The organism is Roseivirga spongicola (genome assembly GCF_001592965.1).
GTDB lineage: Bacteria > Bacteroidota > Bacteroidia > Cytophagales > Cyclobacteriaceae > Roseivirga > Roseivirga spongicola.
On record NZ_LRPC01000028.1, the window covers coordinates 484,619 to 509,075 of the forward strand.

Consider the following 24,457-nt stretch of genomic DNA (forward strand, 5'->3'; position numbering starts at 1 on the left):
TGAGCGCCTCAAAGATGCGCATAAAACTTTCAAAAAAACAAACGAATTGATTTTTCACCTGTTTTGCGATATATCAATACATTGCTTAATTCGTTGTTCAACAAACAACACAACATCAATTAAAATGGTTAGAAATTTATTATTGATTAGGCATGCGGAAGCTGAATTTCCGAGCGAACGCAAAAGAGATTTCGATAGAAACTTAACACCTAATGGTCAGAATCAGGGAATTATCTTGGCTAGCTACCTGAAAGAATTACCCTTTGAGCTAGACGCCATATACCACAGTCCATCTAAAAGAACCTTACAAACCAGCCAATTCATTCTAGATACTCTGAATAAAGTGCCCAGAATGATGGATGCCGAAGAATTATATGAAGCAACTGGAAACCTCATGAGGGCTTTTGTGAATAGAATGGATGATAATTTTAAAAATGTAGCTATTGTAGCCCATAACCCTGGTATTGCAGAACTACATAATTACCTCACCAGAAAATTTGAGTCTTACAGTCCCTCAACCTGTTCATGGCTAGAAGGGGAGTTTGAGAGTTGGTCTCACATTACAGAAAATAGTTTTACCGAACGAGATTTTTACTATCCTGGCCAAATCGGATAATGATCTATTGAGAATAATTGAGAAACTTTGGCTCAGTAAAAATTGAAGGTTTTATTTTTGACGCATGGCATCATTAGGAAGACATATTATAGTGGAGTACTACAACTGTTCTCCAGAATTATTGAACGATGTAGTTCATATAGAAAAAAGCATGGAAAATGCTGCAGAAGAGGCTGGAGCAACCATCATTAATTCAACTTTTCACCACTTTTCACCTTATGGTGTTTCTGGTGTTGTGGTTATACAAGAAAGCCACTTGGCTATTCATACATGGCCTGAATATGGTTATGCGTCTGTAGACTTATTCACCTGTGGAGATACGGTAAACCCTTGGGTTTCTTATCAGATGTTAAAAGATTCATTTCAGGCTGGGCATGGTTCGGCTGTAGAGTTGAAGAGGGGTGAAATGGCTTTATTGAAGAGAAAGAACTTTGATGTGAAAGCCATGAGAGATGAAAAAAGCTCTGAAGATGGTGACCCTATCAGAACCAGAGATGTATGGTTTACCGAGCGTGACGATAAAATAGCCCTTTCTCTCAAGCATGATGGTAAATTGTACGATGTGCAATCTGACTATCAGCGCGTAGAAGTGTATAATACACAAGCTTATGGTAATATGCTTACGCTAGATGGCATGGTAATGACCACCGAAAAAGATGAGTATGTGTATCATGAAATGATTACTCACGTTCCGCTTTTAACTCATCCAGATCCAAAAAGAGTGCTTATTATAGGTGGTGGTGATGGTGGAACCGCCCGCGAGGTTCTTAAACATGAGAACTTGGAAGAAGTGGTAATGGTGGAGATTGATGATAAAGTGATCGAGGCAAGTAAGATGCACTTACCAACTATAGCCCAATCGTTAGACCATCCTAAGCTAAACCTGATCATTGATGATGGAATCAAATATGTAAACGATGCTGCCGATGGTAGTTTCGATTTAGTTATTGTAGATTCTACCGATCCTGTTGGCCCAGCGGAAGGTTTATTCACTGTAGATTTTTATAAGGAGGTTCACCGAATACTCTCAGCTGATGGATTGATGATTACTCAAAGTGAGTCGCCAAGATTTAACAGCAAAGTCTTTAAGGAAATTTACCAGACTTACAGAGGAATCTTTGGTCAAGATAACGTACACTGTTACTTAGCTCATATTCCTACTTATCCAACTGGCATGTGGTCATTCAGCTACAGCTCAAAAGGATCGGCCAACCCAATGAACTTAAAGCCTACTGAAGAGGTAGATGCTTTTGTAAAGGCTAACAAGCTCAGATATTATAATGCCGATTTACATAAAGCAGCATTTGCATTGCCAAACTTTGTAAAAGAAATGATTGGGTAATGGCAACAGACTTCAATCCAAACAATGTTGGTATTAAGGGCACTCTATTTGGGTTGCCCTATAGTACCGATGATGCCAAAGTAGTGGTAATTCCTGTGCCTTGGGATGTTACTGTTTCTTATGGAGCAGGAACTTCAGATGGTCCTGAAGCTGTGTTGGAGGCTTCATCTCAACTAGACTATGAGCAGCCAGATCTTTCTGAAGCATGGAAGCTAGGTGTGGCTATGGCCGATATTCCTGAGGTTTGGTATTCACTAGGGAAGGAGTTGCGTGCCAAATCGGAACAGTACATTCAATGGCTCGAAGAGGGATCTAACCCAGTTTTAGCCAAAGAAATGGATGCTATTCTTGAAGAAGTGAATGAAGAATGCGCTCAACTGATGAAGTATGTTGAGCAAGAGTGCGACTATTGGCAGGAGAAAGGTAAGTTAACTGTGCTACTTGGGGGAGATCATAGTACTCCTTTGGGACATATCAGATCTTTAACCAAAAAGCATAAGGGCTTAGGAATCCTTCAGATTGATGCTCATGCTGACCTCCGGACGGCTTATGAAGGCTTTGAGTTTTCACATGCGAGCATTATGTACAATGCTTTAAAGGATGAAAATCTAGGAAAGTTAGTGCAGGTTGGCATCCGTGATTATTGTCAAGAAGAGGCTGATCTCGTTAAAGGTTCGAAAGGAAGAGTAGTTAGCTTTTACGATCAGGTAATTAAAGAAGAGCAATATGCTGGTGTTACTTGGGATGCTATTTGCGAAAAGATAATTGCCGAACTGCCAGAGAAAGTCTACATCTCATTCGATATTGATGGCTTAGACCCTAAGCTTTGCCCAAATACAGGTACTCCTGTGCCTGGTGGCTTTGAGTTCGAACAAGTGATGTACTTGTTTAAAAAGCTGGTACAATCGGGTAAAACTATTGTGGGAGCCGACCTAAATGAAGTTTCACCTTCAGATGATGAGTGGGATGCCAACGTGGGTGCAAGAGTGCTCTATAGGCTAATCAACTTAATGGCTATGAGTCAGGGCTTGCTTTAAGCCCTCACTTCAAAACAGTCTTTCTAATCCCTAGTTCTCTAGTCTTTTTCATTACGAAGGCTACAAATTCAAATGGTGTTCTGGCATCGGCTGTAATAATAACACAAGAATCTGCAGGCAAGGCATATTTATGCTCATTTATCTTACCCATGAATACGGCTTCAAAACTATTAATGGGTAAGTCATTGTTATTTAGATATATAAGCCTTCTTTCATCAATATGAAGATTAAATGTGATGTGCTTTTCGGATAACATCTGGGCATAGAGAAACAAGACTTCTTCAGGACGTTGTTCACCCATGTTTTCCAGTTCTCTCTGAGCCTTAAGGAATGGCTCCTTAGGAATGAAGGATGGAATGCTAAGTGCTTCGGGTTTAAACTCTTCTATAATGGAATAGATCTTTTTATGAAGAATGTCAACATGCTCAAATTCACCTTCATTCAAAATTCCCTTCTCTATTAATGCAGTCTTAAATGATTGAACTACCTCTGTGACATTCACTTCAATTCTATCGTTGTTATAGTGCTTCTGAATGATGTCTATTGAAGACGTTTGATCTCCGTGCCATTGAAAGAATAATAGAAGCAAAATGATAGCTTTCATGAGGTGAGTTTAACTATATAAATAGTTGAAACCAAAGAATTATTCTCCGATTTAAAAGAGAACTGTTGGTGAATGAAGTCTTATCTGTTATTATAGCGGCTTCACATAATTTGAGACTGTGGGATTTATAGAAGACGCTGTAGCTTTTTTTGCCGGATGGATTTGGGGAATACCTCTTTTAATTCTTTTAATGGGTGGGGGGCTTTTCTTTATGGTATACGCTCGCTTCAGCCCATTTCTATATTTTAAACATGCCATTCAGGTATTAGCTGGTAAATACCACGAAGAAGATAAAGAGGGTCAAATTAGTCACTATGAGGCGCTTTCTACAGCGCTTGCGGCTACTGTGGGTATGGGTAACATTTCTGGAGTGGCTGTGGCCATCACCATGGGAGGCCCAGGTGCTATCTTCTGGATGTGGGTTTCGGCATTCTTCGGAATTGCCACAAAATTCTTCACCTGTACTTTGGCAGTTATGTATCGTGGAAAAGATTCTGACGGTGAAGTTAGGGGTGGTCCCATGTATGTAATAACCGAAGGCTTAGGTAAGAAATGGAAACCTCTGGCGGTTTTCTTCTGTATTTTCGCATTGATTGGTGCATTGCCAATATTCCAAGCCAACCAGCTAACCGCTGCCCTTAATGAAGTGTTGGCGCCATCCATTGGTTATGATGTGGCTTCATCATTCACCTTTTTAGGAATAGATATACCTTACGCTTCAGCCGTTATTGGTGTAATACTCACCGTATTGGTTTCTTCTGTGATCTTTGGTGGAATTAAGAGGATTGCTAAAGTGGCCTCAAAGATGGTTCCTTCTATGGTGGTGCTTTATTTCATTCTTGTAGTCTACATTCTAATTCAAAACCTAGCTGGTATTCCGGAGATATTTGCTTCAATTCTTGAAGAAGCCTTTAACGGCAATGCCATTTTAGGAGGTGGTGTTGGTGCCATAATTGTAACTGGAGCCAAACGAGCTGCATTCTCGAATGAAGCGGGTATAGGAACTGCCCCTATGGTACACGGAGATTCTAAAACGGATGAGCCAGTAAGAGAAGGTTTGGTTGCTATGCTTGGTCCAGCTATAGATACGCTTTTGGTTTGTACCCTTACCGCTCTAGTAATTCTGAGTACTGGTGTTTACAAACCGTATATAGGAGATGGCAACATAGCAGGTATTTCTTTAACACTCGAAGCATTTAATGCTGCTATTCCAGGTTACGGAGCTTACTTCTTAGGACTGTGCATTCTGGTTTTTGCCGTGAGTTCTCTGCTTTCTTATTCTTACTACGGAGTGAAGTGTGTGTCTTTTATGCTGGGAGCTAAGAACGGAAACCTTTATAACTATTTGTATATAGGTACTATTATTATCGGGGCTGTTACTTCGCTGGGTTTTGTGGTAAACCTGATAGACAGCAGCTTTGCTCTAATGGCCATACCTACCATGATTTCTGCCATATTATTGGCGCCTAAAGCATGGAAAGCAGCTCAAGACTACTTCGCCAGGCTTAAGGCAGGGGAGTTTGATAACTAGTCAATAGCTATTAGTCATTAGTCATTCATAACCGAATGACTAATGACTAATTTCCAATGACCGACTTAAGTGCTTCAACATTCTTTTTACTATTCCCAATGAATATCTCATTGTCAATAATGAAAACAGGACGCTTTAGAAAAGTGTATTCTTCCAAAATATAGTTTTTCATTTCTTCTTCAGTGAGGACTCTTTCATTGAGGCCAAGTGCACGATATTTTTGGGCCACTTTAGAAAATAAGCTCGCATAGCTTCCTGCAAGCTCTTTCATTTGTTCAACTTGAGTTTTAGTTATGGCCTCGTTTTTGATATCTTGCTTCTCAAATCCTTCAAGGTTGAGTTCGCTCATTATTCTTTTGCAGGTATCGCAAGTGGAGAGGTAGTAGACTTTCTTCATATTCGATCTGTTGTTTGTCTTTTTTTATGGAAACTGACAAAATCAGCCGCAATTAAACAATTTTGGGATACTAATATTTGTATGTTTTGATCAAATGCCTTTTTTTGTGATGCTGTTAAAAATAACTAAACTACTAAACTGTCTGAAAGGAACGCTGACCTTTCATTAAAACTAAAATCAAAAACTATTATGAAAAGATTATCTAATGTTGTTCTAGCTGCTATTTGTTTTGTCTTTGTGTCTGTTTCAGCACAAGCTCAAGACGAAATCACAGATCAGGACTACAAGGATTACGCGATTATCCTTTTGGCTCAGAAATCAATTACTGATAAAATCAGCCCTATGGTGAATGAATTGATTGAAAAGCAAGAGGGTATGACTGGTCAGAGATTCCAAGAGCTTCAGAAGAAATCTGGTGAGCCAGCAGCTGACTGGGAGAAGCAATTCTTGGCGCTTGTAAACAAGCAAATCGATGCAAAGAAGAAAGCTGCAGGTAGTGTAGTTGGTACTTTGGCTAAACATAGCCTTGGAGCTAAAAAGTACAATGCCGTGAAGAAGGCTTACGCTGGTGGTGGAGATGCAAAGTCAAAAGTTGACGCATTCTTGGCCGAACTAGCTCAATAAGAACCCTTAATCAACCTTAACATACTAAAAACGAAAAGAGACTGCTTTGGCAGTCTTTTTTTTGTCCATGAGTTTACTGTAAGGGTTTATAATCTTACTTCTAGCATCTATTTTCTACCCCTTTCCATAATAATTGAATACGTTTGTCTTTATAATTGAAAAAGCCTTTCATTGATACGTCTATACCGCCTTTTCCTGCTTACTCTCCTGTTGGGTATAACATTTAACCAAGTAGATGCTCAGTTTTGGAAAAAAAAGAAAAAGAAGGAGGGTAACGTACAAGGTTTTGTGCTTGAAGAGGCCCAAACACCAGAGGAAAGGAAAAAGGCCATGGAACGGCAGCTCACTAGCCCGGTGAGAAAAATGCTCAATCGGTTCAACCTGAGTGTAGAGAAAAGCTACGGATATTTTTCTTATCAAAATCCGCTAGAAGGGGTGTCTGTTATTAGAAACCCGAGAAACGATCTGCTTTATATTGTCCCTATTGGTGAAGAATCGACAGCGCAGCCTAGTGTTGCCTATAGCAATTGGTTTAATAGATTTACCGAAGTTGATATTTCGAGAATAGATGACGATAGTCAGATTGTAAGAACAGATACAGCCTCATTCGTCTATAACAATTCAGGTCGTTATAATCCGCTGACTCTGAGGCTATCGTATAGCATTAAAAAATTAGACAAAGGCCATTTCGAAAGAACTGGAGAAAAGAGGTATCTAGATGATGATATGCTTCGCATAGGAGGCGGAATAGGGTGGGGCGCACATAAGTTTAGGCATCCGAGTTCAGAGCAAGATGTAGACCCATTGCTGAGACGATATCAGCTACCTGAAACCAAGATATCTACAACCAAAATGTTTGCTTCGGTCACTTATAACTTCTACTCTCTGGGAGACTTCTCTATGTTGGCCGATGTTTATGGTGGTGTTTGGAAGATCAAACAGTCGCAAATTAATTCGGATAACATCAACTACGAGCCATTTTTCAATGTCGGGCTCATGTTCCAAACCACATTCTCAAAGTATTTCAAAGGCTACATTAGACCATCATTTGAAATGAGGAGCTATACCTTGGCCAACGATGTTCTTTCTACCCAGCACAAATATTCCATCTTTAGCATAGACTTAGGTCTACTATTCAAGTATCCTGTCTACCCAAGAAATAAGTACAAGGCCGATATGGTGCAAATGGAACATGTTTTCAACGGAAAAATGTACCGAGGTAGGCCGTTCTATAAGAAGCAAAATCCTCGCTACGGACAGCGAGGCGTTAACAGAAAAGCCAAGGGTTGGTCATTCCCAATTATAAAGGACAAAAAGTCTAAAAAAGGTAGCGAAAAAGGTGGTGGAAATGGCAATTAAACCTTTCATTTTAACCGCTTCTACAGATAATATTTAGTATCTTGCGCCTTTAATTAAAACGGACTTTTTAACCAATTTATGGCAGACGGAGACAAGGAAACCATCATCCCCATTAACATAGAAGATGAGATGAGGGGTGCATACATCGACTACTCCATGTCGGTGATTATCTCAAGAGCATTACCAGACGTCCGAGATGGACTAAAACCAGTTCACAGAAGGGTTCTTTACGGAATGCTCGACCTAGGGGTTAACTGGAACAAACCTTATAAAAAATCAGCTAGAATTGTAGGAGAGGTGCTTGGTAAATACCACCCTCACGGAGATTCATCGGTATACGATACCATGGTACGTATGGCCCAAGAATGGTCGTTACGATATCCTTTGGTAGACGGGCAAGGTAACTTCGGTTCCATTGATGGTGATTCGCCAGCAGCTATGCGTTACACCGAGGCTAGGTTGAAAAGGATTGCTGATGAGATGTTGGCCGATATCAATAAGGATACGGTAGACTATCAATTCAACTTTGACGATTCATTAAAAGAGCCAACAGTTTTACCCGGTAAACTCCCTTGTTTATTGGTAAATGGTAGCTCCGGTATTGCGGTAGGTATGGCTACTAATATGGCGCCTCACAACCTTACTGAGGTAGTGAATGGTACCATCGCATATATCGACAACAATGACATAACTATCGATGAGCTTACGCAGCACATCACAGCTCCTGACTTTCCAACTGGCGGAACCATTTATGGTTACACAGGTGTAAAGTCTGCTTTCGAGACAGGTAGAGGTAGAGTGGTGCTTAGGGCCAAAGCCGATATTGAAGTCTTGAAGTCTGGTCGTGAGCAAATCATTGTAACAGAAATTCCTTATCAGGTAAACAAAGCCAGCATGATCGAGAAGACTGCTGCTTTGGTAAATGAGAAGAAAATTGAAGGTATTTCTGATATCAGAGATGAGTCGGATAGAAGCGGAATGCGCATTGTCTATGAGCTAAAGAAAGACGCCATAGGTAATGTTGTATTGAACAACCTGTATAAGTATACACAGCTTCAATCTTCATTTGGTGTGAATAACGTGGCCTTGGTAAAAGGTAGACCATACACATTAAACCTTAAAGACTTAATAAAGAACTACGTAGACCACAGACATGAAGTGGTTATTCGTAGAACGCAATATGAACTCAATGAAGCTGAAAAGAGAGCACACATCTTAGAAGGCTATCTTATTGCACTAGATAATCTCGATGAGGTTATCAATCTAATTCGTTCTTCAAGAGACCCTGAAATAGCGAAAGCAGGTCTAATGGAGAATTTCGGTTTGTCAGAAATACAAGCCAAAGCCATCTTAGAAATGCGACTTCAAAGATTGACAGGTCTTGAAAGAGACAAGATCAAGAAGGAGTATGAAGAGATAATGGAGCTTATTGCTAAGTTGAAAGAGATTCTTGAGAAAGAAGAACTTAGAATGGGCATTATCAAGGATGAGCTTATTGAAATAAGAGACCGTTATGGCGATGAGAGAAGAACTGATATAGTTCATTCTGCAGAAGACTTCACTACGGAAGATATGATTCCGAATGAGGAAATGCTCATCACCGTTTCTCACCAAGGATATATTAAGAGAACGCACCTTTCTGAGTATAGAACTCAAGGAAGAGGTGGTGTTGGTTCTAGAGGGGCTGGCTCTAAGGAAGACGACTTTACGGAATACCTATTCACTGGTATGACCCACAACTACTTGTTGATCTTTACTGAGTTTGGTAAAGTGTTCTGGAAGAAAGTATGGGAGCTGCCAGAAGGAAGTAAAACGTCTAAAGGTAGACCAGTTCAGAACTTGATTAATATTGAGCCTGGAGACAAGATCAGAGCCATTATCAATGTTGAAGACTTGAAGGATGAAGACTATGTAAACAACCACTTTGTGGTTATGTGTACTGAATCTGGAACTATCAAGAAAACTTCTCTTGAGGCATATTCTAGACCAAGAACTAACGGTATAAATGCCATTACCATTAACGAAGGAGACCGATTATTAGAGGTTAAATTCACAAATGGCGACAACCATATTATTATCGGTAAAAAGTCTGGTAAGGTGGTTCATTTCCACGAAAGTGACGTTCGATCTATGGGGAGAACAGCCGCTGGAGTAAGAGGAGTGACCCTAGAAGGAGACGATGATAGAGTAGTTGGCATGGTATGTGTAGCTAGAGAAGACGCTAACCTGTTAGTTGTCTCTGAAAAGGGCTACGGAAAGCGCTCTCCAATAGAAGATTACCGCATTACCAAAAGAGGTGGTAAGGGTGTTAAGACCATTAACATTACTGAGAAAACCGGTAACTTAGTATCCATAAAAGAAGTGATTGATACAGATGATTTGATGATTATCAACAAGTCGGGAATCACCATCAGAATTTCTGTAGAGAACCTAAGAGTTATGGGCCGAGCTACACAAGGAGTGAAGCTAATTAGGTTACAAGAAGGAGATGAAATCTCTTCTGTAGAAAAGATAGAACAAATAGCTGAAGATGAAGAACTTATGGATTCTTCAGAAAACGAAAATAACGAAGGAGGCGAAGCGCCAACTTCAGAGACTACCGAATAAAAATTGAAACTAAAATTAGACTAAAATACTCATGAAAAAACTGTTTTTAACTGTAGTACTTTCATTCCTGGCAGTGGGAGTATTTGCACAAAAGAAAGTATTAAAAGAGGCTGAGAAAGCATTAAGAAAAGGTGAGATTGACAATGCGATAACTAATGCTACTCAAGCATCTCAAGATGCTGAAACCAAAGTTGACGCCTTAGTACTATTAGGCGATATCTATCAAGAAAAATTCTTGACTGGTGGCCTAACCAATATGGAAGATGCTCAAAAAAGCTTCGATTGGTATATGAAGGCGATGGAAGTAGCTGACGACAAGGTGAAAGAAGACCTTATGCAAGAAGCTATTCTAAACCCTGCTGATGATACTAAAGCAATGGGTGGTTCTAAGTTAGGTGCATTAGAGGCTGTTTTGCTTAACGAATCTAATAAGGCTATGGAAGCTGAAGATTATGAAAGAGCTTACAAATGCTTGAAGATCGTTACTCAGATTAACTCAGATATTACAAAAGACTTTTTTGCTGGTTATTCTGCTGAAAACGCTGGAATGGATGATGAAGCTGTAGCATACTACAAAAAAGTAATTGCTTCTGAAGAAGACTATGACAACAAGAGCTATGCCTATAATCAGGTAATCACCAACCTTATCGATAATGAAAATTATGATGAGGGCTTGAAAGTGTTGAGAGCTGCTAAAGAAGAGTATCCAGAAGAAAAGCTTTATCCGCAATGGGAAGTAGATATTCTTATTAAGATCGATCAGATGGATGAAGCAATTGAGGGACTTGAGAGCTTAATCGCTCAAGGTGATGTAGAGAAGAATATTTACTACATGTTGTCATACCTACAATGGAACAATGAGGATTTCGATGATGCTTTAGTGAACGCTAAGAAGGCTTTAGAGATGGATCCTAATTACCCAGAAGCTTTATATGTTGCAGGATCTGTGGTTTATAATCAAGGTGCTGAGTTAATGTCAAAAGCTAATAATGAGGTAGATGATGATGCCAAGTATCAAGAGTTGAAGAAGCAAGCAATGGACAAGTTCAAAGAGGCTCAGCCATATTTTGAGAAAGCCATTGAAGCCGATCCTAATGATGTGTACTCATTAAGACCATTGAGTACTATCTACGATCAGTTAGGAATGGATGACAAGAGAGATGCCATCCTTGATAGACTAGATGCACTAGAAGGAGGTAACTAAGAAATAGAAGGAGGTTAAATAGGCCTCCTTCATTTTCGAAGTTTATATTTAACATAATATAAATTATATAACAACAATAATGTTTTGCGTAATACGGAGCTTGTAGAGTATTTAACATAAGAACAGTTATCGTCACTCCAGTGCGATAACGTCAGTTCTTATGTTAAGCAAAACACGGATGGCCCATTCATAAGGTTTACCAGAAAATTCTGATGCTCTATTTTCTTGTGTACGTCCTGTCGTACAGATTGCTTCCGAATATTCGATTGTCGCGCGCTTCATTTATTTGGCGAATGAGCGCAACGAATGCTGGGCATTTCTCAAGTGTTAGCCCGAGTCTTCAGGCTTGCCTGTTAAAATCGAACGCTTCTCGAAGCCCTGAACCATATTGAACTTCAATGAGTGAGATTCGCGAGCACGATTTAAAATAAATCCAAACGATCGCGAGCAAACATATGTGAACCTGGGCTCTGTTGGCGCTTTACTGATTTTTTGGCTGTCTAACTGAGCTGTGTGCTGGTCCGAGGCCTTTCTCTTTGCTGTGGGTCATTAAGGTCGACATTGCGAGTGTAGCGCGGCAATCTCCTCATTGCTTTGTGGATTTGTGTTAATGATGATTGCCCTATAGACAGACCACTCGCTAAATTCATTCTCTGAATAAATTCTTAACGCTCAATCTCATTCAAGCCGTCCCGATACTTCGGGAGGCTCAAACTTTCTGCCTTGATGCAGAAAGTATGCAAAGAAATCAAGAAGGAATAATCGGCCAGCCGCACAAGGCGGACGCATCTCCGCGATTCCTTCATCCCACCCGCCTTCAAAAACTCAACTTCACTTATACCTAAGGATATAGTTATACATTCTTACCACTCCCAGTCAATAGCCAATATCCGGCTGATCACTTCGGTAATTACAAGGGCAAGTAAATCCTGTCCTTTTGAGCCAGGCACAGCTGAACGCTTCTTGTGAGTAGACACAATTTTTTTATTTACATTCTAGGAGTTCATTAGTCGGAATGACTTTTTCTAATATCTCGGAATTGCTGAAAATCACTTTTCCAAAGTGCTTATATTGTACTTTTTCATAGTCCTTTTCTCCTTCCCAATACCAAGAACTTATTAAATGTAATAGTTTGTTAGACACCTTCAAATCGTACTTCTTCTGATAATAGAATGTATTAACTACACATAATTGCCTGTTGGCATTTGGTTCATAAACGTAATCGATTGTTTTCGTCCTAAGGAAACTCAAAAAGTCTTTGGTATAGAAGAACTTTTGTTCATTGATTGAATAAATAATGGCGGAAAAATTAAAGAAAGAAGTTTCAGGTATAATGCGTTGTAGATCAAGGTTCAGATGCTTTTGTCTATGGTTGAAAGCCCATGTCTTATCCATTCTCCAAATGTCGATGTTCTTACCATCTAATTCAATCTTATAACCACCAAATGAATTTTGACGATATTTTAAGCCTTCCAACACTTTGTCAAGTCCATCATCAGATTCAATCACCAGATCTACATCGCGCACCAAATACTTATGGAGAAAATAGTTTCTGATTATGCCACTGAATAAATATACCTTGGTTGACTTAGATAATTGATCAATTAACCTGAATATTTCGCCCTCTAAAATGTTTCTAAGAAAGCTAGAGAACTTTTGCTCATGGTTTTTGATCTCAATCTCTATATCAGCTAATCTTCTGCCCACTTAGTTTTTGATAATGTTGCAATGCGAATTGGTCGGTCATACCGGAGATAAAATCAACAATTACTCTCAACTTATAATAATCCGGTAGTGAATCAAAATCAGATCTTTTCTTAAAACCGTTTTCGAAAAGTGCTGCCCGAATTAAACTTCCAGAAATCATACCGATTGCCCTTTTTCTGTAATGCTTCGATTCAGAAAAAATAAATTCGATATAAAAATCCAAAAGGCCAGTAATAATAGAGTGTCCGGTCAGCTCTAATTGTTGAATTTCTCTTTTTGGAAACACATTTACGCCTACAAATTCCCTCAGAATATCTGATAAACCATTAGGATCATCATCTATCAATTCTTTATTGTATTCACCCTCACATATCCCTTCAAGGTGATTCACAAAGTTATAAACTGCTATTTTCACCAATTCAGAAATTAAGAATATTCTAAGCTTTACCATTTTGGTTATTTCGCTTCCTAAGCCACTTGTTTTGTCTAAATCCTTAATTTTCTTCTTGACCTTTGGAATACCGACAAGAATCTTTTTTACATCGTCAAACCCATACCACCCTTTATTGAAGCCATCTTCTATGTCCATTACCAAATAACAGATTGAATCTGCGGCTTCCATCAAAAATGCAAGAGGATGCCTTTTGAATTCGTCAGCAGATTTAAGGTCACAATTGTCAATTATTTTCTTTAATACATCTGCCTCCGATTGAAAAACCCCTCTCTTTTTTGTGGCGAGATATTTTTTATCGATTTGGCCAGAATTGGGATACTTCAAGAATGCCCCCAATGTACCGTAAGTCAAATTAAGTCCATGTGCGTCATTTAAAACTTGAAGCTTGGTCAATACGCGAAAGCCTTGAGCATTACCATCAAAGTTTGTAAAGTCCTCTTTCTCAAGCTTACTAAGCTCTATTCTATTCGAGATATGAAACTTATCTTCTTTATTGTTATTAAAAAATCGTTCGAAATAATTTGCTATGACTGATTCACCAAAATGTCCAAATGGTGGATTTCCAATATCATGAACTAGACAAGCATTTTTTAAAATCACAGGGATGTTTCTATGTATATCCTGTTTTTTAAGATTTGTCTTGTGTAAAAATAATTTATCTTCAACGACCCTTAAACCCAAGGAATGACCAATAGCCATAACCTCCATGGAATGAGTTAATCTTGAATGTATATTGTCATCTAACGTCAATGGGAACACCTGGGTCTTATCATGCATTCTTCGTGTTGCAGGGCTGAAGATTACTCGGCCAAAATCACTTTCAAATTCATTTCTTGAATCACCTTTCTTTTCTCGTTCAGTGCTTCTTAGTCTTTGTGAGTTTAAATATTTATTCCAATCCATTTTATCTACATGTAAAAGCTATACTTTAATTGCTCTTTTTCGTCTTCGTTGAGGTATTTTAAAATATCACCAACCTTTCGGGCACATTCTATAGTGATAGGATATTTTCTATCAAATTGAGTATTGTTCCAATTCATTTTCGTCAAAGCCAATATCTCTTCACAAATTTTATTGGGAGAGCTGTCATATTTAAAAAGTCGTACCAAAATTGGTGATGGTATATACTTTGCTGGGTATGTCTCAAAAAAATCAACAGAACCTCTTGTATACAGCAGATGATTATGGCTATCAAGAGCAAGGTGACTTCCTCTTCTTGGAGCAAACATTCCTTCTCTAAAAAGCCGTAAATCGGTACGCATGATTGTTACCATATCAGTTGAATAAACGGCATGTTCGTTTGCCGCTTTCTCAAACCCTCTAATCTCGTCTTCATTGAAATTTGAGGTTTTATGAATCACCAAGCGTTGGGGGTTAATTCTTAAAGAGTCTCTATATTCAGTCAGAGCTCTATTCATTAACCTGTATGCTTGGTCTTCACTTAAGTGGGGAATTCTATCGTTGCTTTTGATTTCAACAGGCTCACCCCTTAGAATTACTCCTTTTCCAACTTCGTTAAAAATTTGAGCGATACTGGTTTGAAGAGTTTTTTTGTCTCTGCTTCGATAAAAACTTATACCTGCATAACAATCAATTGAGGCTGAGTCTTTTCTCAATGCCCATGGCGTACCTCCAGCCTTATAATATAGTGCTGTGTATAGATTCCAAGCAATTGACGCAGGGTCCTGCATACTTGAAGAAGGTTTAACAATTCTATCTCTTACTATCTGAATTAGAATGTTATACTTCATTGACTTTGCTTTAAAGAGTCTTCTGAAGTCCGTTTCTAGAGAGTGCTCTTCTTCATCTTCAGCATCATTGCCATTCTGATATTCATTGTCATTTTCCTGAGTAGAGTCAGCATTAGCGGATGGCTTTTCTGGATCTTTTTCACTCTCTAAAAAACCTTGGACAAATTTTTCAGGAAGAACACATATTATAACATCAGCTACCTTGTTTTTTGCTAAGAACTTTATCTCGTTCAGATATAAATCAATAGTTGCTGAAATCAAGCTTTCGACACTGTCCGAGTTCTCCTTTATCTTATCAAATTCAGAATTGTTTAGATTCCTAATATATGTTTCGTCATAGATTATTTCAGATTTGAAGGCTGTTTGACTATTGAACCCCGGAAAGGCCGGGAATAGCTTTGGTTTTTCTCTTTTACTTTCTTTTCCCGGAATGTAGTCTTTAGAATTAATTAACCAATTGAGAACTTTTTCAACGCTTTCCTCCTTACCTACAACCCCTAATTTTATCTGTACAGGTCGAACTTGATTTCGGTCGTAAGTACCTTTGGTTGCAATCCCATCTTTAGGACAAACACTTAGCCCTTCTCCAAACTCTAATAGAGGTTCTTTGATGTGCCTAAACTCCATAATTAGTTGAATAATGGGTTATCGATTACTCCTTCATTGACTTTTTCTTGCTTTGGGTTCCATTCATCATCCTTTATTGCAAATCCTGATTTGAATTCCTCAAAGTCTCCTATTTTAAAATCATAGGGCAGCGTAGCTTGGAACATTTCTGACGGGGAATCTAGCTTCTTAATATTCCAAAGTATAAATCGGAGATCGTGATAAATTGACTTGTTATCATCGTTTTGTTTTTTCCCAGTCATGTAATACTGAGAAAATCTACTTTTCCGATAACCATTCGTAGTAAAACTATAGGTGGGATTAATGCTAAAAAACCACCTTCCGTCAAATTCAAAAATGGATGAAGAAAATGCCAAATGTCTAAAACAGATAATATGAGTCTTGTTCTTATTCCATATCTCACTTATCACTGATCGAGGCTGGGGTTTTTTATTCAGTTTCCAAGTAACCTTGACTTCTTTAGGCATATCTGCGTTAGGAGACTTTATTCTAAAAATCTTATCTGGATGGTACCACTCGAACTTCACTGTTTTTAGATACTCCCTTAAAACCGCATTTAATAAATTCTTGAAAACTCGTTTCTTATCTTCATCGAAGCAGAATTCCTCAATACTCAGTTCTGTACTAGTTCCTTGATCTACTAGCCCAGCTAGAGATACATCCTTTGTAAAATCTCTGAAGGAGATTAGTTGTTGACCATGGATAACCCAGTCTTCACAGTATTTATCAGGATTATTCTGATTAATAGCCTCTTTAAACAAGTCCCTATCATTGAATTTTCTCATCTTTTGCCCCTTCTCCTTTTTACGCTCAATCAAGTCCTTTTTTAATTTTTCTTTTTCAATGTTAAGATCAACCACAAATAGACTCTTAGGAAGATCTAGTGATACTAAATTGAGGAAGTAAGGCTCTGTCCTCAAGTCCGGGCTCTTCGTATCTTGAATTCTAGCTTTAACTTTTTCCTCATGAAACTCTTCCGTTAGAAGTGCTTCGATACGCTCAATTTTATTCAATGACAAGGATTGAATGTGAGAAAACAAACTATTGAAATTCAAGAAGTGTCGGTCATCCTCTAAAACGATCTTTGTCCCTACTTCAGAGAGTACTTTTTGAGAGTTTACCTTAACATCATTTGTAGTTAAAAAGAGGAAAAAGACTTCATCAAATAGTTTATGAAGATCATTTTTCCTAAAACTCTCAAGTGTCTTTTTGACTTTGTGGGATGAGTATGTCGAAGTAATTTGAAAAGCTAATCTGTTATCAAGATCGATAAGATCGACCGCTGGATAATTCTTTTTTATTTGGTTAGCATTCACCAGCTTATAATCAAAAACCAAATTCAATAAAGGTATCAGCAGGTATTCAGACTGAATGTTGATATCAAAGAATGCATTTTTATTAGAAATCTGTATTTCGGTGCTAAACCTTGTTAGAGATTCTAGAATACTATTGGTTAACCTTATTCTTTTCACTTATGTTCATTGTCAGAAATTATTGTTAGTGCTTAAATTAGCTAATTAAATCTTAAGATTTAAGGTAATATTTGAAAAGTCATAATGATGATTTTACATTGAAACAATAGTCCAAATTCCACACACATGCTTGTGCAGGCACTATGCAAGAGTGTGCCATTGCCTCCCCTCCTGCGTGGCTAATTGGCCAGCCCTTCTTAGAATGAAAAGCTCGCTAGAAACCCCAAGCTTACTTAACATAAAACTGTGGACATTATATAACAATAATAGTGTTTTGCGGCCACGCAGTGGTTTACATAAGATCAGTTATCGTCCCGATAGCTATCGGGATCTATACGATAACGACAGTTCTTTTGTTAAGCAAAACAGGGCCAGCACCACCAACCGTTTGCTTTTATATTTCAATATGAATCTACGTGGGTCGGTAACCGAGCGCTTGGTTTACATGAACCATAGCTATTTATTTAGTATAATTAGAAACACAAAATAACACGTCACTTTACCACATACAGATATGGCAACCGATCCGTTTGAAATAAGCACCGAATTTTTAAAGTCCTTTGGTGATGACTTCGAGACCTTCGACCACAAAGGCTTTTTGCAGGCCGTAATTCATATTGCTGCCGATCAGGCTCCAGGAAAATCCAATAAGCTGATCAAGTATGTGGTAGACCTAGTTTTCTTTCCAAGCAGTGCCGATAAAAAGAAGAAATCTCTCTGGGATCAGATAGAAGGAAAGGTCTCTAATATGGTTGATCATAAGGTAGATGATGCGGTTCAACAGGCACTTGGAGAGCTTACGGCATCTAACCTCATCAAGAGAATTCGCAATTTTGGTAATCTTTTTAGGCAGTTGGCTTTTATAAGCAATGCCCGTGAAAAACGACTACATCTGATTGTATTGACTTCAGAAACCAATACCATGCTGGCAGAGCTTAACAATGTGCCTCCCCTGCATCTACTCCAGGTTGCTAGATTAATGCAAGTACTGGCAGTTACACACATTGCTGTGCTTATGGAGCTCAAAGCCATGGAGCCTCATACTTATAGGCATCAGGCTGCTCTTAATAATATGGCCATCCTTTATTCCGATAGTGCCGCTTCTATGTTTCATCGATCTATGGCATGGAGAAGATCCATGATTGCTTCAGGCAAAGGAGAAATTCACTATAGAGATGGCTTAGAAGAACAAGAAGTGCTCAAAGCTAAAACAAAAGTTATCACCATGACTGTTTACGATCGCTTTGCTCAAGGGCGATGGTCGCCTGGCTTGGGCACGGCAGTTATAATAAAGGAGACGCCTAGAGTACCTGTAGATCGCGGTCAGGTCGAATTTCAGGATACGAAAATGGCGGTTTATGAGGCTCTGAGGTCTTATGATGAGAAGGTTCAGGAAGAGTGGACCAAAACTTGGAATGAAGCACTTCTAAATACCACCAAAAGTTTTATGAATTTGGTTGACTGGGATGGTAGAAATCGAGAAATGGCTGGGCTCATTGAAAGGCAGCCCAACAACTTAATATTCCCCGTTGTACCGAGTAGAAGTAAGTATCATTCTGCCAATTCTCTTGAACGAATTGACTTGTTCTTAGAGCAGCAGATGGATCAATTTCAGTTAAGTGGGCCACGTTATGTACAAACCTATCGCCCACCTGCACCTGGGTTTTCTACAGATCATAACATGGTTTTTTCTAGAGGCGATACCTATGACACGGCCATGGCGTGTATTTACTTTTTGGTGAGGGATAATTTGGAGCGAGCACAGGCGCTGGGTGATGGTTTGGTGCAAGCTATGAACCACGACCCGATTGGCGAAGGTAGAATTGTAGCCGCAACAGTAGCCGATAGGCTTATTGACCCTGATATGAATTTTACCACCTCTATTTATGTGCCTGATGGAGGGCGAAGGGATATCGGAAATATGTCGTGGGCTGGTATAGCACTTACACGCCTTTACCATAAAACCAAGGTTCATCGTTATTTGCATGCTGCGGAAACCATAGGTCAATGGATTATTACAAACTGCACTAAAGAAGATGAACTCCAGGGCTTTACAGGTGGTGAAGACCATTGGGGGAATCCGTATCACTGGAGGTCTGTAGAGCATAATGTAGATTGTGTTTCCTTCTTTGATAACCTGTGGGTATTGACAGGTAATGATGCTTGGAAAAACGCCAGAGAAAGAGCTAGAACATTAGTGAAAGGCTGTTTTTGGCAGAATACGTATTATGTTACGGGAACTGGTATAGCAAGCGACATTAACCATACTGTAGTACCAACCGACTGTCAGAGCTGGGTTAGTTTAGCACGAATAAACCCTGAAACGGACATGTCTAGTCTTTCCTTTATGATTGATGCTATGACGACCAAATCTAAAGGGTTTAAAGGAACCAAGTTCGCACTTGCTGGCTCAGAAATACAAAATGAAGCTACTGCAGGGGCTGCCATGTCGCTTTGGTTTGCCAGACAGGTAAGTTCGTCTTTCGAGAAGGTTTTTGATGAATACATGGAGAGTCTGGTTAGGCAAATTAAAGAGGCCGAAAACAGTATAGGCTACGGCTTAGTGGCCACTCCTGCTAAAGAGGCACATACTGGTGAAGGTTTAGGCTGGGCATATTTCAACTACCTGCATGTAGCCTCTACCGCTTGGACTGGTTTAGCCCTGATTGGTAAAGACAATGAAGAGGCGAATCCATACTTTAAGCTCTCAGCTATTTGATAGGCAGGTTTCCTTAGCAAATTCTTAAAGTTCGAAGCTTTAAGATCCGATTCTTTTAGATAAGCTCTATAGTTAGGTTAACATTTGTGGCTCACTTATTAGTACAAAAATTTGGTATAAATCAGTATCGGAATTACGTATGGCGAAAGACCCACTTAAGTATATCTTCCTTCATTGAAACTTCTAAGCTCAGATTCCGCACTACCTATTCTACTACTATCGGCTAAACGTCAATTTGATAAACAGTAAAGCTGAAAACATAGTTAGCAGCGCATGTATAACTTAATGATCGTACTAACCTCCATTTTCTTTATGGCCAATCCATTAATCATCGACTTTGGGCAAAACAAAAACGCCAACTGGTTTTCTGTCAACGATACGGTGATGGGTGGTCGTTCTCAGGGTAATGTGAGCTATTCCGAAAACTCTTTGGTCTTTAAGGGCTCGGTGTCTTTTGAGAATAACGGAGGTTTTGCCTCCGCAAGGAGTTCTTTTGGCAGTTACGACCTGTCAGAATATGAAACGGTTACAGTGAGATATAAGAGTGATGGACAGAGCCTGAGTTTAAATTTAGACTATTATAGAGCTTGGTGGTACCCAAATTATAAGGCTACTTTACCAGCAACTGATGGTGAATGGCAATCTGTAACCATCGCTTTAGCCGACCTGAAAGAATACAGGGTTGGTAGGGCTACGGGCAACAAAATATCTAAAAGTCAGCTCGAACAGATCATTCGTTTGGGCCTTATGACCAACGACAAAAAAGAAGGCCCTTTTCAAGCTGAGATCGATTTTGTGAAGTTCAATTAACTAGTCTATTGACCAATTCTACTGATTCCTGCATTAAGCAATTTGAAATAGGCTGTTCGTCTGGATGCATTCAAGCTCTAGAACAATTATCTTGCGCCAAATTTTAAAATCAGGTCTTCCAATATGAGACGGAAAATACCAGAATCGACACTTCCTAAGCTCAATCGTTCACAGATGATTACGCCAGAGGGCTTTGAAAAGTTAAAAGAAGAGCACGATCATTTATGGAGAGTTGAGCGTCCTGATGTAACGGCTAAAGTGGCCTGGGCAGCAAGCTTGGGAGATCGTTCAGAGAATGCCGATTACCATTACAATAAAAAGCGACTTCGAGAAATTGATAGCCGCTTGCGCTATTTGCGTAAATGCATTGACGATTTTAAGGTTATTGAGTATCACCCAAATCATGAAGGAAAAGTAAACTTTGGTGCTTGGGTAGAAATTAGAAACGAAAAGAAAGGAATTCAGAATCGTTTTCGAATTGTTGGTTATGAAGAGTTAATAGGCAATAAGAACTACATCTCTATGGACTCCCCTATGGCTAAATCACTGATGCATAAAACTGTTGGCGATGAAGTGGTGGTTACCACTAAGCTGGGTGATTTTGTATGGAAGATTCTAAAGATAGAATACGATAAGTAGCCTTAGTTCACTTCCAGTTTAATGTTAAAAGATACAGATTCCCAGTCAAGCAGGGAATGACGTTGAAGTGGTTTTATAGTTCTCTTAACCCCACGTAGGTGAACAATAAAGTCTGCTTACAAAGCTCTTTGTTAGCCTTTATTCTTCCCTCCAAATTAGGTCTTAATCATAACTAGAAAGTCATTAAGGCTTTAGAGACTACCAGTCAAGCTGGGAATGACGTGACAGAGGCTCAAATGTAAGTATCGCAAGGGAAATGAATCAATTAAAACTGTCTGAAAAGCTGTTGGGTAATCGCCAATCTCGCTCAATTTTCAAGCTGACTATCAACCAACTAAATAACTTTTCGGACAGTTTTCTTAATAATAATCAGTCAGATTTTACTCACTTCTTAATTTCTGAGCAGGATTAGCTGTGGCAGCTTTGCGAGCATGGTAACCTGTGGTTAAAACCGTTACCAGAACAGTTCCCAATAAAACGATAGAGAAAATCAAAACTCCGGGTGTAATGTGGAATTGGAAGGTCTCTAACCAATCCATCATTGAGTAATAGCCCAAGATGCAAGCTGGTATAGCGGCAATTAGTATCAGAATGATAAAGTCTCTGATTAACAAGCCAACTAATCCGCCAGTATTGGCTCCTAAAACCTTTCTAATGCTAATCTCCTTAGAACGCTGTTCTGCAGTGTATGAGGCTAAGCCCAAAAGGCCTAAACAGGCTATGAGAATAGTCATACCACTGAAGCCAAGGAACAGCTGTCCACGAATTTGATCTTCCTCATAGTTCTCCATAAACTGCTGGTCTAAAAAGGTATATTCAAAGGCAGTGGTGGCATAAGTTCTGTCCCAAGCTTCTTCAATAAAGTCAATGGTGCTATTTACATCTCCAGAGATTTTAACAACAGCAGACGGATTCAATCGACTTGGCAAAAACATTAGCGCACTGATAGGTTCATAAAGTGACTTTTGGTGAAAGTCTTTTACCACACCCACTACGCGAGCGGATGGCAGAGAATCATTACCTGTAAGATTTACTTTCTTGCCGATTGGGTCAGACCAATCCATTCTACGTACCATTGCCTCATTGACCATTACAGCCTGAGAAGAATCTGAAGGGTATTCAAGAGAGAAACTTCTACCTGCAACTACTTCAACTCCCAAGGTTTTGAAAAAGTCATAGTCAACGCGATAGTTATCCAAACCTCTCTGATCCATTGGCCCTTCTTCGGTTTCAATACTGTAAACATTTTTACCATGACCATTTCCCGGAGTTGAACTAGAAGAGCCAACACCAGTGATATTCGGGTTTTGAAGCAATTCATTTTTCAATACATTCCATTTTTCAACATCTGCCCTGCTTCTAAAGTCAATTTGAATGACTTGATCTTTATCAAAGCCAAGGTCTTTATTTCTTACAAATTGCATTTGAGCGTAGATCACAAAAGTGCCTATGAGCATAAACATGGAAATAGCAAACTGAAGAGTTACTAAGCCCTTTCTTAAAATTTTGCTTCCAGACTTACCTGCACTACCTTTTAATACTGCAGCTGGCTGAAAAGAGGATAAAAAGAATGCAGGGTAACTTCCGCCTATAAAGCCTGTGATTATTACTACTCCTATGATGGATAAAATCACGTTGGTGTTTAAAAGTGCCTGAACGTCTAGACTGGTGCCCACCAAATTATTAATGCTTGGCACTACAGAAACAATGATTAGAATACTGAGTGCGAGAGATATAAGTGTAATCAATATAGACTCAGTCAAAAACTGACCGATGAGACCTCCCCTTTGGGCACCCATTACCTTTCTGAGACCAACCTCCATAGCTCGTTTAGCCGACCGGGCAGTAGCCAAGTTCATATAATTGATACTGGCTATAATGATTAGGAAGATAGCAATGGCTGTAAAAATCCTTACATATTTAATATCACCAGCAGGCACTGGTTCACCTTCAAATTCAGAATTTAAGTGAATGTCTTGAAGTAAGACAGGAATCATCTGCACCTGAATGTTGATTGGTTCAAAAATAGGCGCTATGTACTTGGTTACGGTAGAATCGAGCTTTACCTGTAACTCTTCTTTGCCTACTCCTTCATTTACTAGCACGTAAGAATAAGTACCCCAACTCCCCCATCCTGGATCATCTCCTTGAAAAATAGTCTTCCAAGAAACTAAAGCTTCAGCAATTAGGTGAGAACTCTTAGGTACGTCTTTATAAACCCCGGTAACCTGTAATGACATTTCTCTATTGCCACCGCTCTGTAAGGTTTGACCTACCGGATTTTCATTCTTGAAAATTTTCTTAGCCATTGACTCATTGATGACAATGGAGTTAGGAGCTTCCAAGGCTGTTTCGGGGTTACCTGATATAAAATCATAATCGAAAATCTCGAAAATGGTAGAATCTGCAGCGTAGACATTGTTCTGAAAATAGTCGACCTGATCTAAGGTGAAACGCATTCCTCCTTGACCGCTCACTTCAGACAAACGAGTAGCCTGAACTACTTCTGGATTCTCATTTTTGATGGTCATGGCTGCACGCCAAGTCATACTTGCCCACTTAAATGAGTTGTCTGGCTCCGTTATTTGTGTTGAAAGTCGATAGATCCGATCTGCCTTCGAGTGCTGCTTATCGAAGCTCGTTTCATGAAAAATATACAGCAGAATGATTAAACTGGAAGCAATGCCTACGGTTAAACCAATGATGTTTAATGCTGTGTAAGCAGGTTGCTTAAGTAGGCTTCGAAAAGCTACTTTCACGTAATTTTTAAGCATGTAAGTTGTTGTTATTTGTTTTTGACCTTATGAAAGTACTTGCAGTCAAGCCATTTCACCTCTAAATATAGGTAACCCATTACATAAAATGGAGGCTTAGCTTGCTAAAAATCGCTAAGGCTATACTAAGTGACTCTCCGAAACCTGAATAGGTTACAGTATAGATAGACTGAATAACAGTTT

Annotated in this window: 18 protein-coding genes; 11 read left to right on the forward strand and 7 right to left on the reverse strand. The window is 39.2% G+C overall.

Annotated features, from left to right (window positions below):
- Positions 1–124 precede the first annotated feature (124 nt).
- The 3 genes from AWW68_RS13955 to AWW68_RS13965 all read left to right on the forward strand — a co-directional run bounded on the left by AWW68_RS13955 (position 125) and on the right by AWW68_RS13965 (position 2,995).
- On the forward strand, positions 125–616 hold the full coding sequence (locus AWW68_RS13955; RefSeq protein ID WP_068222097.1) for a SixA phosphatase family protein: 492 nt from the start codon (positions 125–127) through the stop codon (positions 614–616).
- A gap of 64 nt (positions 617–680) precedes the next feature.
- Entirely contained in the window at positions 681–1,958 is a 1,278-nt protein-coding gene (gene speE / locus AWW68_RS13960; RefSeq protein ID WP_068222099.1) for a polyamine aminopropyltransferase, read from the forward strand.
- Positions 1,958–2,995: an agmatinase family protein gene (locus AWW68_RS13965; RefSeq protein ID WP_068222102.1), complete on the forward strand. Its 1,038-nt coding sequence runs from the start codon at positions 1,958–1,960 to the stop codon at positions 2,993–2,995. The genes speE and AWW68_RS13965 overlap by 1 nt, the downstream gene beginning before the upstream one ends.
- 4 nt (positions 2,996–2,999) lie before the next feature.
- On the opposite strand, the gene AWW68_RS13970 is transcribed toward AWW68_RS13965, so the two are convergent.
- A complete protein-coding gene (locus tag AWW68_RS13970) occupies positions 3,000–3,599 on the reverse strand; it encodes a biopolymer transporter ExbD (protein ID WP_068222104.1) in 600 nt (199 codons plus the stop codon).
- Positions 3,600–3,717: 118 nt separating this feature from the next.
- On the opposite strand from AWW68_RS13970, the gene AWW68_RS13975 reads away from it, so the two are divergent.
- Positions 3,718–5,130, forward strand: a complete 1,413-nt coding sequence (locus tag AWW68_RS13975; RefSeq protein WP_068222108.1) for an alanine/glycine:cation symporter family protein — start codon at positions 3,718–3,720, stop codon at positions 5,128–5,130.
- A 46-nt stretch (positions 5,131–5,176) separates the two neighbouring features.
- Here AWW68_RS13975 and AWW68_RS13980 read toward each other — a convergent pair whose 3' ends face one another.
- Entirely contained in the window at positions 5,177–5,527 is a 351-nt protein-coding gene (locus AWW68_RS13980) for an arsenate reductase family protein (RefSeq protein ID WP_068222110.1), read from the reverse strand.
- 189 nt (positions 5,528–5,716) lie between these two features.
- On the opposite strand from AWW68_RS13980, the gene AWW68_RS13985 reads away from it, so the two are divergent.
- From AWW68_RS13985 to AWW68_RS14000, 4 genes are all read left to right on the forward strand, one after another.
- On the forward strand, positions 5,717–6,151 hold the full coding sequence (locus AWW68_RS13985) for a hypothetical protein (protein ID WP_068222113.1): 435 nt from the start codon (positions 5,717–5,719) through the stop codon (positions 6,149–6,151).
- Positions 6,152–6,322: 171 nt separating this feature from the next.
- Positions 6,323–7,510 (forward strand): hypothetical protein, encoded by a 1,188-nt coding sequence (locus AWW68_RS13990; RefSeq protein WP_157717659.1) that lies wholly within the window; start codon positions 6,323–6,325, stop codon positions 7,508–7,510.
- A 78-nt stretch (positions 7,511–7,588) separates the two neighbouring features.
- A complete protein-coding gene (gene gyrA / locus AWW68_RS13995) occupies positions 7,589–10,117 on the forward strand; it encodes a DNA gyrase subunit A (RefSeq protein ID WP_068222119.1) in 2,529 nt (842 codons plus the stop codon).
- Between the two features lie 31 nt (positions 10,118–10,148).
- Positions 10,149–11,321: a tetratricopeptide repeat protein gene (locus AWW68_RS14000; RefSeq protein WP_068222122.1), complete on the forward strand. Its 1,173-nt coding sequence runs from the start codon at positions 10,149–10,151 to the stop codon at positions 11,319–11,321.
- A gap of 984 nt (positions 11,322–12,305) precedes the next feature.
- Here the strand turns inward: AWW68_RS14000 and AWW68_RS14005 are convergent.
- Genes AWW68_RS14005 through AWW68_RS14020 form a run of 4 tightly spaced genes read right to left on the reverse strand, consistent with a single transcriptional unit; the run spans position 12,306 to position 17,332 of the window.
- A complete protein-coding gene (locus AWW68_RS14005; RefSeq protein WP_068222125.1) occupies positions 12,306–13,028 on the reverse strand; it encodes a hypothetical protein in 723 nt (240 codons plus the stop codon).
- Entirely contained in the window at positions 13,009–14,385 is a 1,377-nt protein-coding gene (dgt, locus tag AWW68_RS14010; RefSeq protein WP_068222128.1) for a dGTP triphosphohydrolase, read from the reverse strand. The genes AWW68_RS14005 and dgt overlap by 20 nt, the downstream gene beginning before the upstream one ends.
- A gap of 5 nt (positions 14,386–14,390) precedes the next feature.
- Entirely contained in the window at positions 14,391–15,860 is a 1,470-nt protein-coding gene (locus tag AWW68_RS14015; RefSeq protein WP_068222130.1) for an argonaute/piwi family protein, read from the reverse strand.
- Between the two features lie 2 nt (positions 15,861–15,862).
- Positions 15,863–17,332, reverse strand: a complete 1,470-nt coding sequence (locus AWW68_RS14020) for an SMEK domain-containing protein (protein WP_068222132.1) — start codon at positions 17,330–17,332, stop codon at positions 15,863–15,865.
- 514 nt (positions 17,333–17,846) lie between these two features.
- Between AWW68_RS14020 and AWW68_RS14025 the strand changes: the two genes are divergently transcribed.
- The 3 genes from AWW68_RS14025 to greB all read left to right on the forward strand — a co-directional run bounded on the left by AWW68_RS14025 (position 17,847) and on the right by greB (position 21,500).
- A complete protein-coding gene (locus tag AWW68_RS14025) occupies positions 17,847–20,051 on the forward strand; it encodes a glycoside hydrolase family protein (RefSeq protein WP_068222135.1) in 2,205 nt (734 codons plus the stop codon).
- Between the two features lie 285 nt (positions 20,052–20,336).
- On the forward strand, positions 20,337–20,861 hold the full coding sequence (locus tag AWW68_RS14030; RefSeq protein ID WP_157717660.1) for a CIA30 family protein: 525 nt from the start codon (positions 20,337–20,339) through the stop codon (positions 20,859–20,861).
- Positions 20,862–20,984: 123 nt separating this feature from the next.
- Positions 20,985–21,500, forward strand: a complete 516-nt coding sequence (greB, locus tag AWW68_RS14035) for a transcription elongation factor GreB (RefSeq protein ID WP_068222141.1) — start codon at positions 20,985–20,987, stop codon at positions 21,498–21,500.
- A gap of 380 nt (positions 21,501–21,880) precedes the next feature.
- Here greB and AWW68_RS14040 read toward each other — a convergent pair whose 3' ends face one another.
- Positions 21,881–24,274 carry an ABC transporter permease gene (locus tag AWW68_RS14040; protein WP_068222144.1) on the reverse strand — a complete coding sequence of 798 codons (2,394 nt, stop codon included), beginning with the start codon at positions 24,272–24,274 and terminating at the stop codon, positions 21,881–21,883.
- Positions 24,275–24,457: the final 183 nt, after the last annotated feature.

What these genes read in the sequence shown, in the direction of transcription:
- AWW68_RS13955 (WP_068222097.1), top strand. Translation starts at nt 125, where the DNA reads ATGGTTAGAAATTTATTATTGATTAGGCATGCGGAAGCTGAATTTCCG.
- speE (WP_068222099.1), top strand. Translation starts at nt 681, where the DNA reads ATGGCATCATTAGGAAGACATATTATAGTGGAGTACTACAACTGTTCT.
- AWW68_RS13965 (WP_068222102.1), top strand. Translation starts at nt 1,958, where the DNA reads ATGGCAACAGACTTCAATCCAAACAATGTTGGTATTAAGGGCACTCTA.
- AWW68_RS13970 (WP_068222104.1), bottom strand. Translation starts at nt 3,599, where the DNA reads ATGAAAGCTATCATTTTGCTTCTATTATTCTTTCAATGGCACGGAGAT.
- AWW68_RS13980 (WP_068222110.1), bottom strand. Translation starts at nt 5,527, where the DNA reads ATGAAGAAAGTCTACTACCTCTCCACTTGCGATACCTGCAAAAGAATA.
- AWW68_RS13985 (WP_068222113.1), top strand. Translation starts at nt 5,717, where the DNA reads ATGAAAAGATTATCTAATGTTGTTCTAGCTGCTATTTGTTTTGTCTTT.
- gyrA (WP_068222119.1), top strand. Translation starts at nt 7,589, where the DNA reads ATGGCAGACGGAGACAAGGAAACCATCATCCCCATTAACATAGAAGAT.
- AWW68_RS14000 (WP_068222122.1), top strand. Translation starts at nt 10,149, where the DNA reads ATGAAAAAACTGTTTTTAACTGTAGTACTTTCATTCCTGGCAGTGGGA.
- dgt (WP_068222128.1), bottom strand. Translation starts at nt 14,385, where the DNA reads ATGGATTGGAATAAATATTTAAACTCACAAAGACTAAGAAGCACTGAA.
- AWW68_RS14015 (WP_068222130.1), bottom strand. Translation starts at nt 15,860, where the DNA reads ATGGAGTTTAGGCACATCAAAGAACCTCTATTAGAGTTTGGAGAAGGG.
- AWW68_RS14025 (WP_068222135.1), top strand. Translation starts at nt 17,847, where the DNA reads ATGGCAACCGATCCGTTTGAAATAAGCACCGAATTTTTAAAGTCCTTT.
- AWW68_RS14030 (WP_157717660.1), top strand. Translation starts at nt 20,337, where the DNA reads ATGATCGTACTAACCTCCATTTTCTTTATGGCCAATCCATTAATCATC.
- greB (WP_068222141.1), top strand. Translation starts at nt 20,985, where the DNA reads ATGAGACGGAAAATACCAGAATCGACACTTCCTAAGCTCAATCGTTCA.
- AWW68_RS14040 (WP_068222144.1), bottom strand. Translation starts at nt 24,274, where the DNA reads ATGCTTAAAAATTACGTGAAAGTAGCTTTTCGAAGCCTACTTAAGCAA.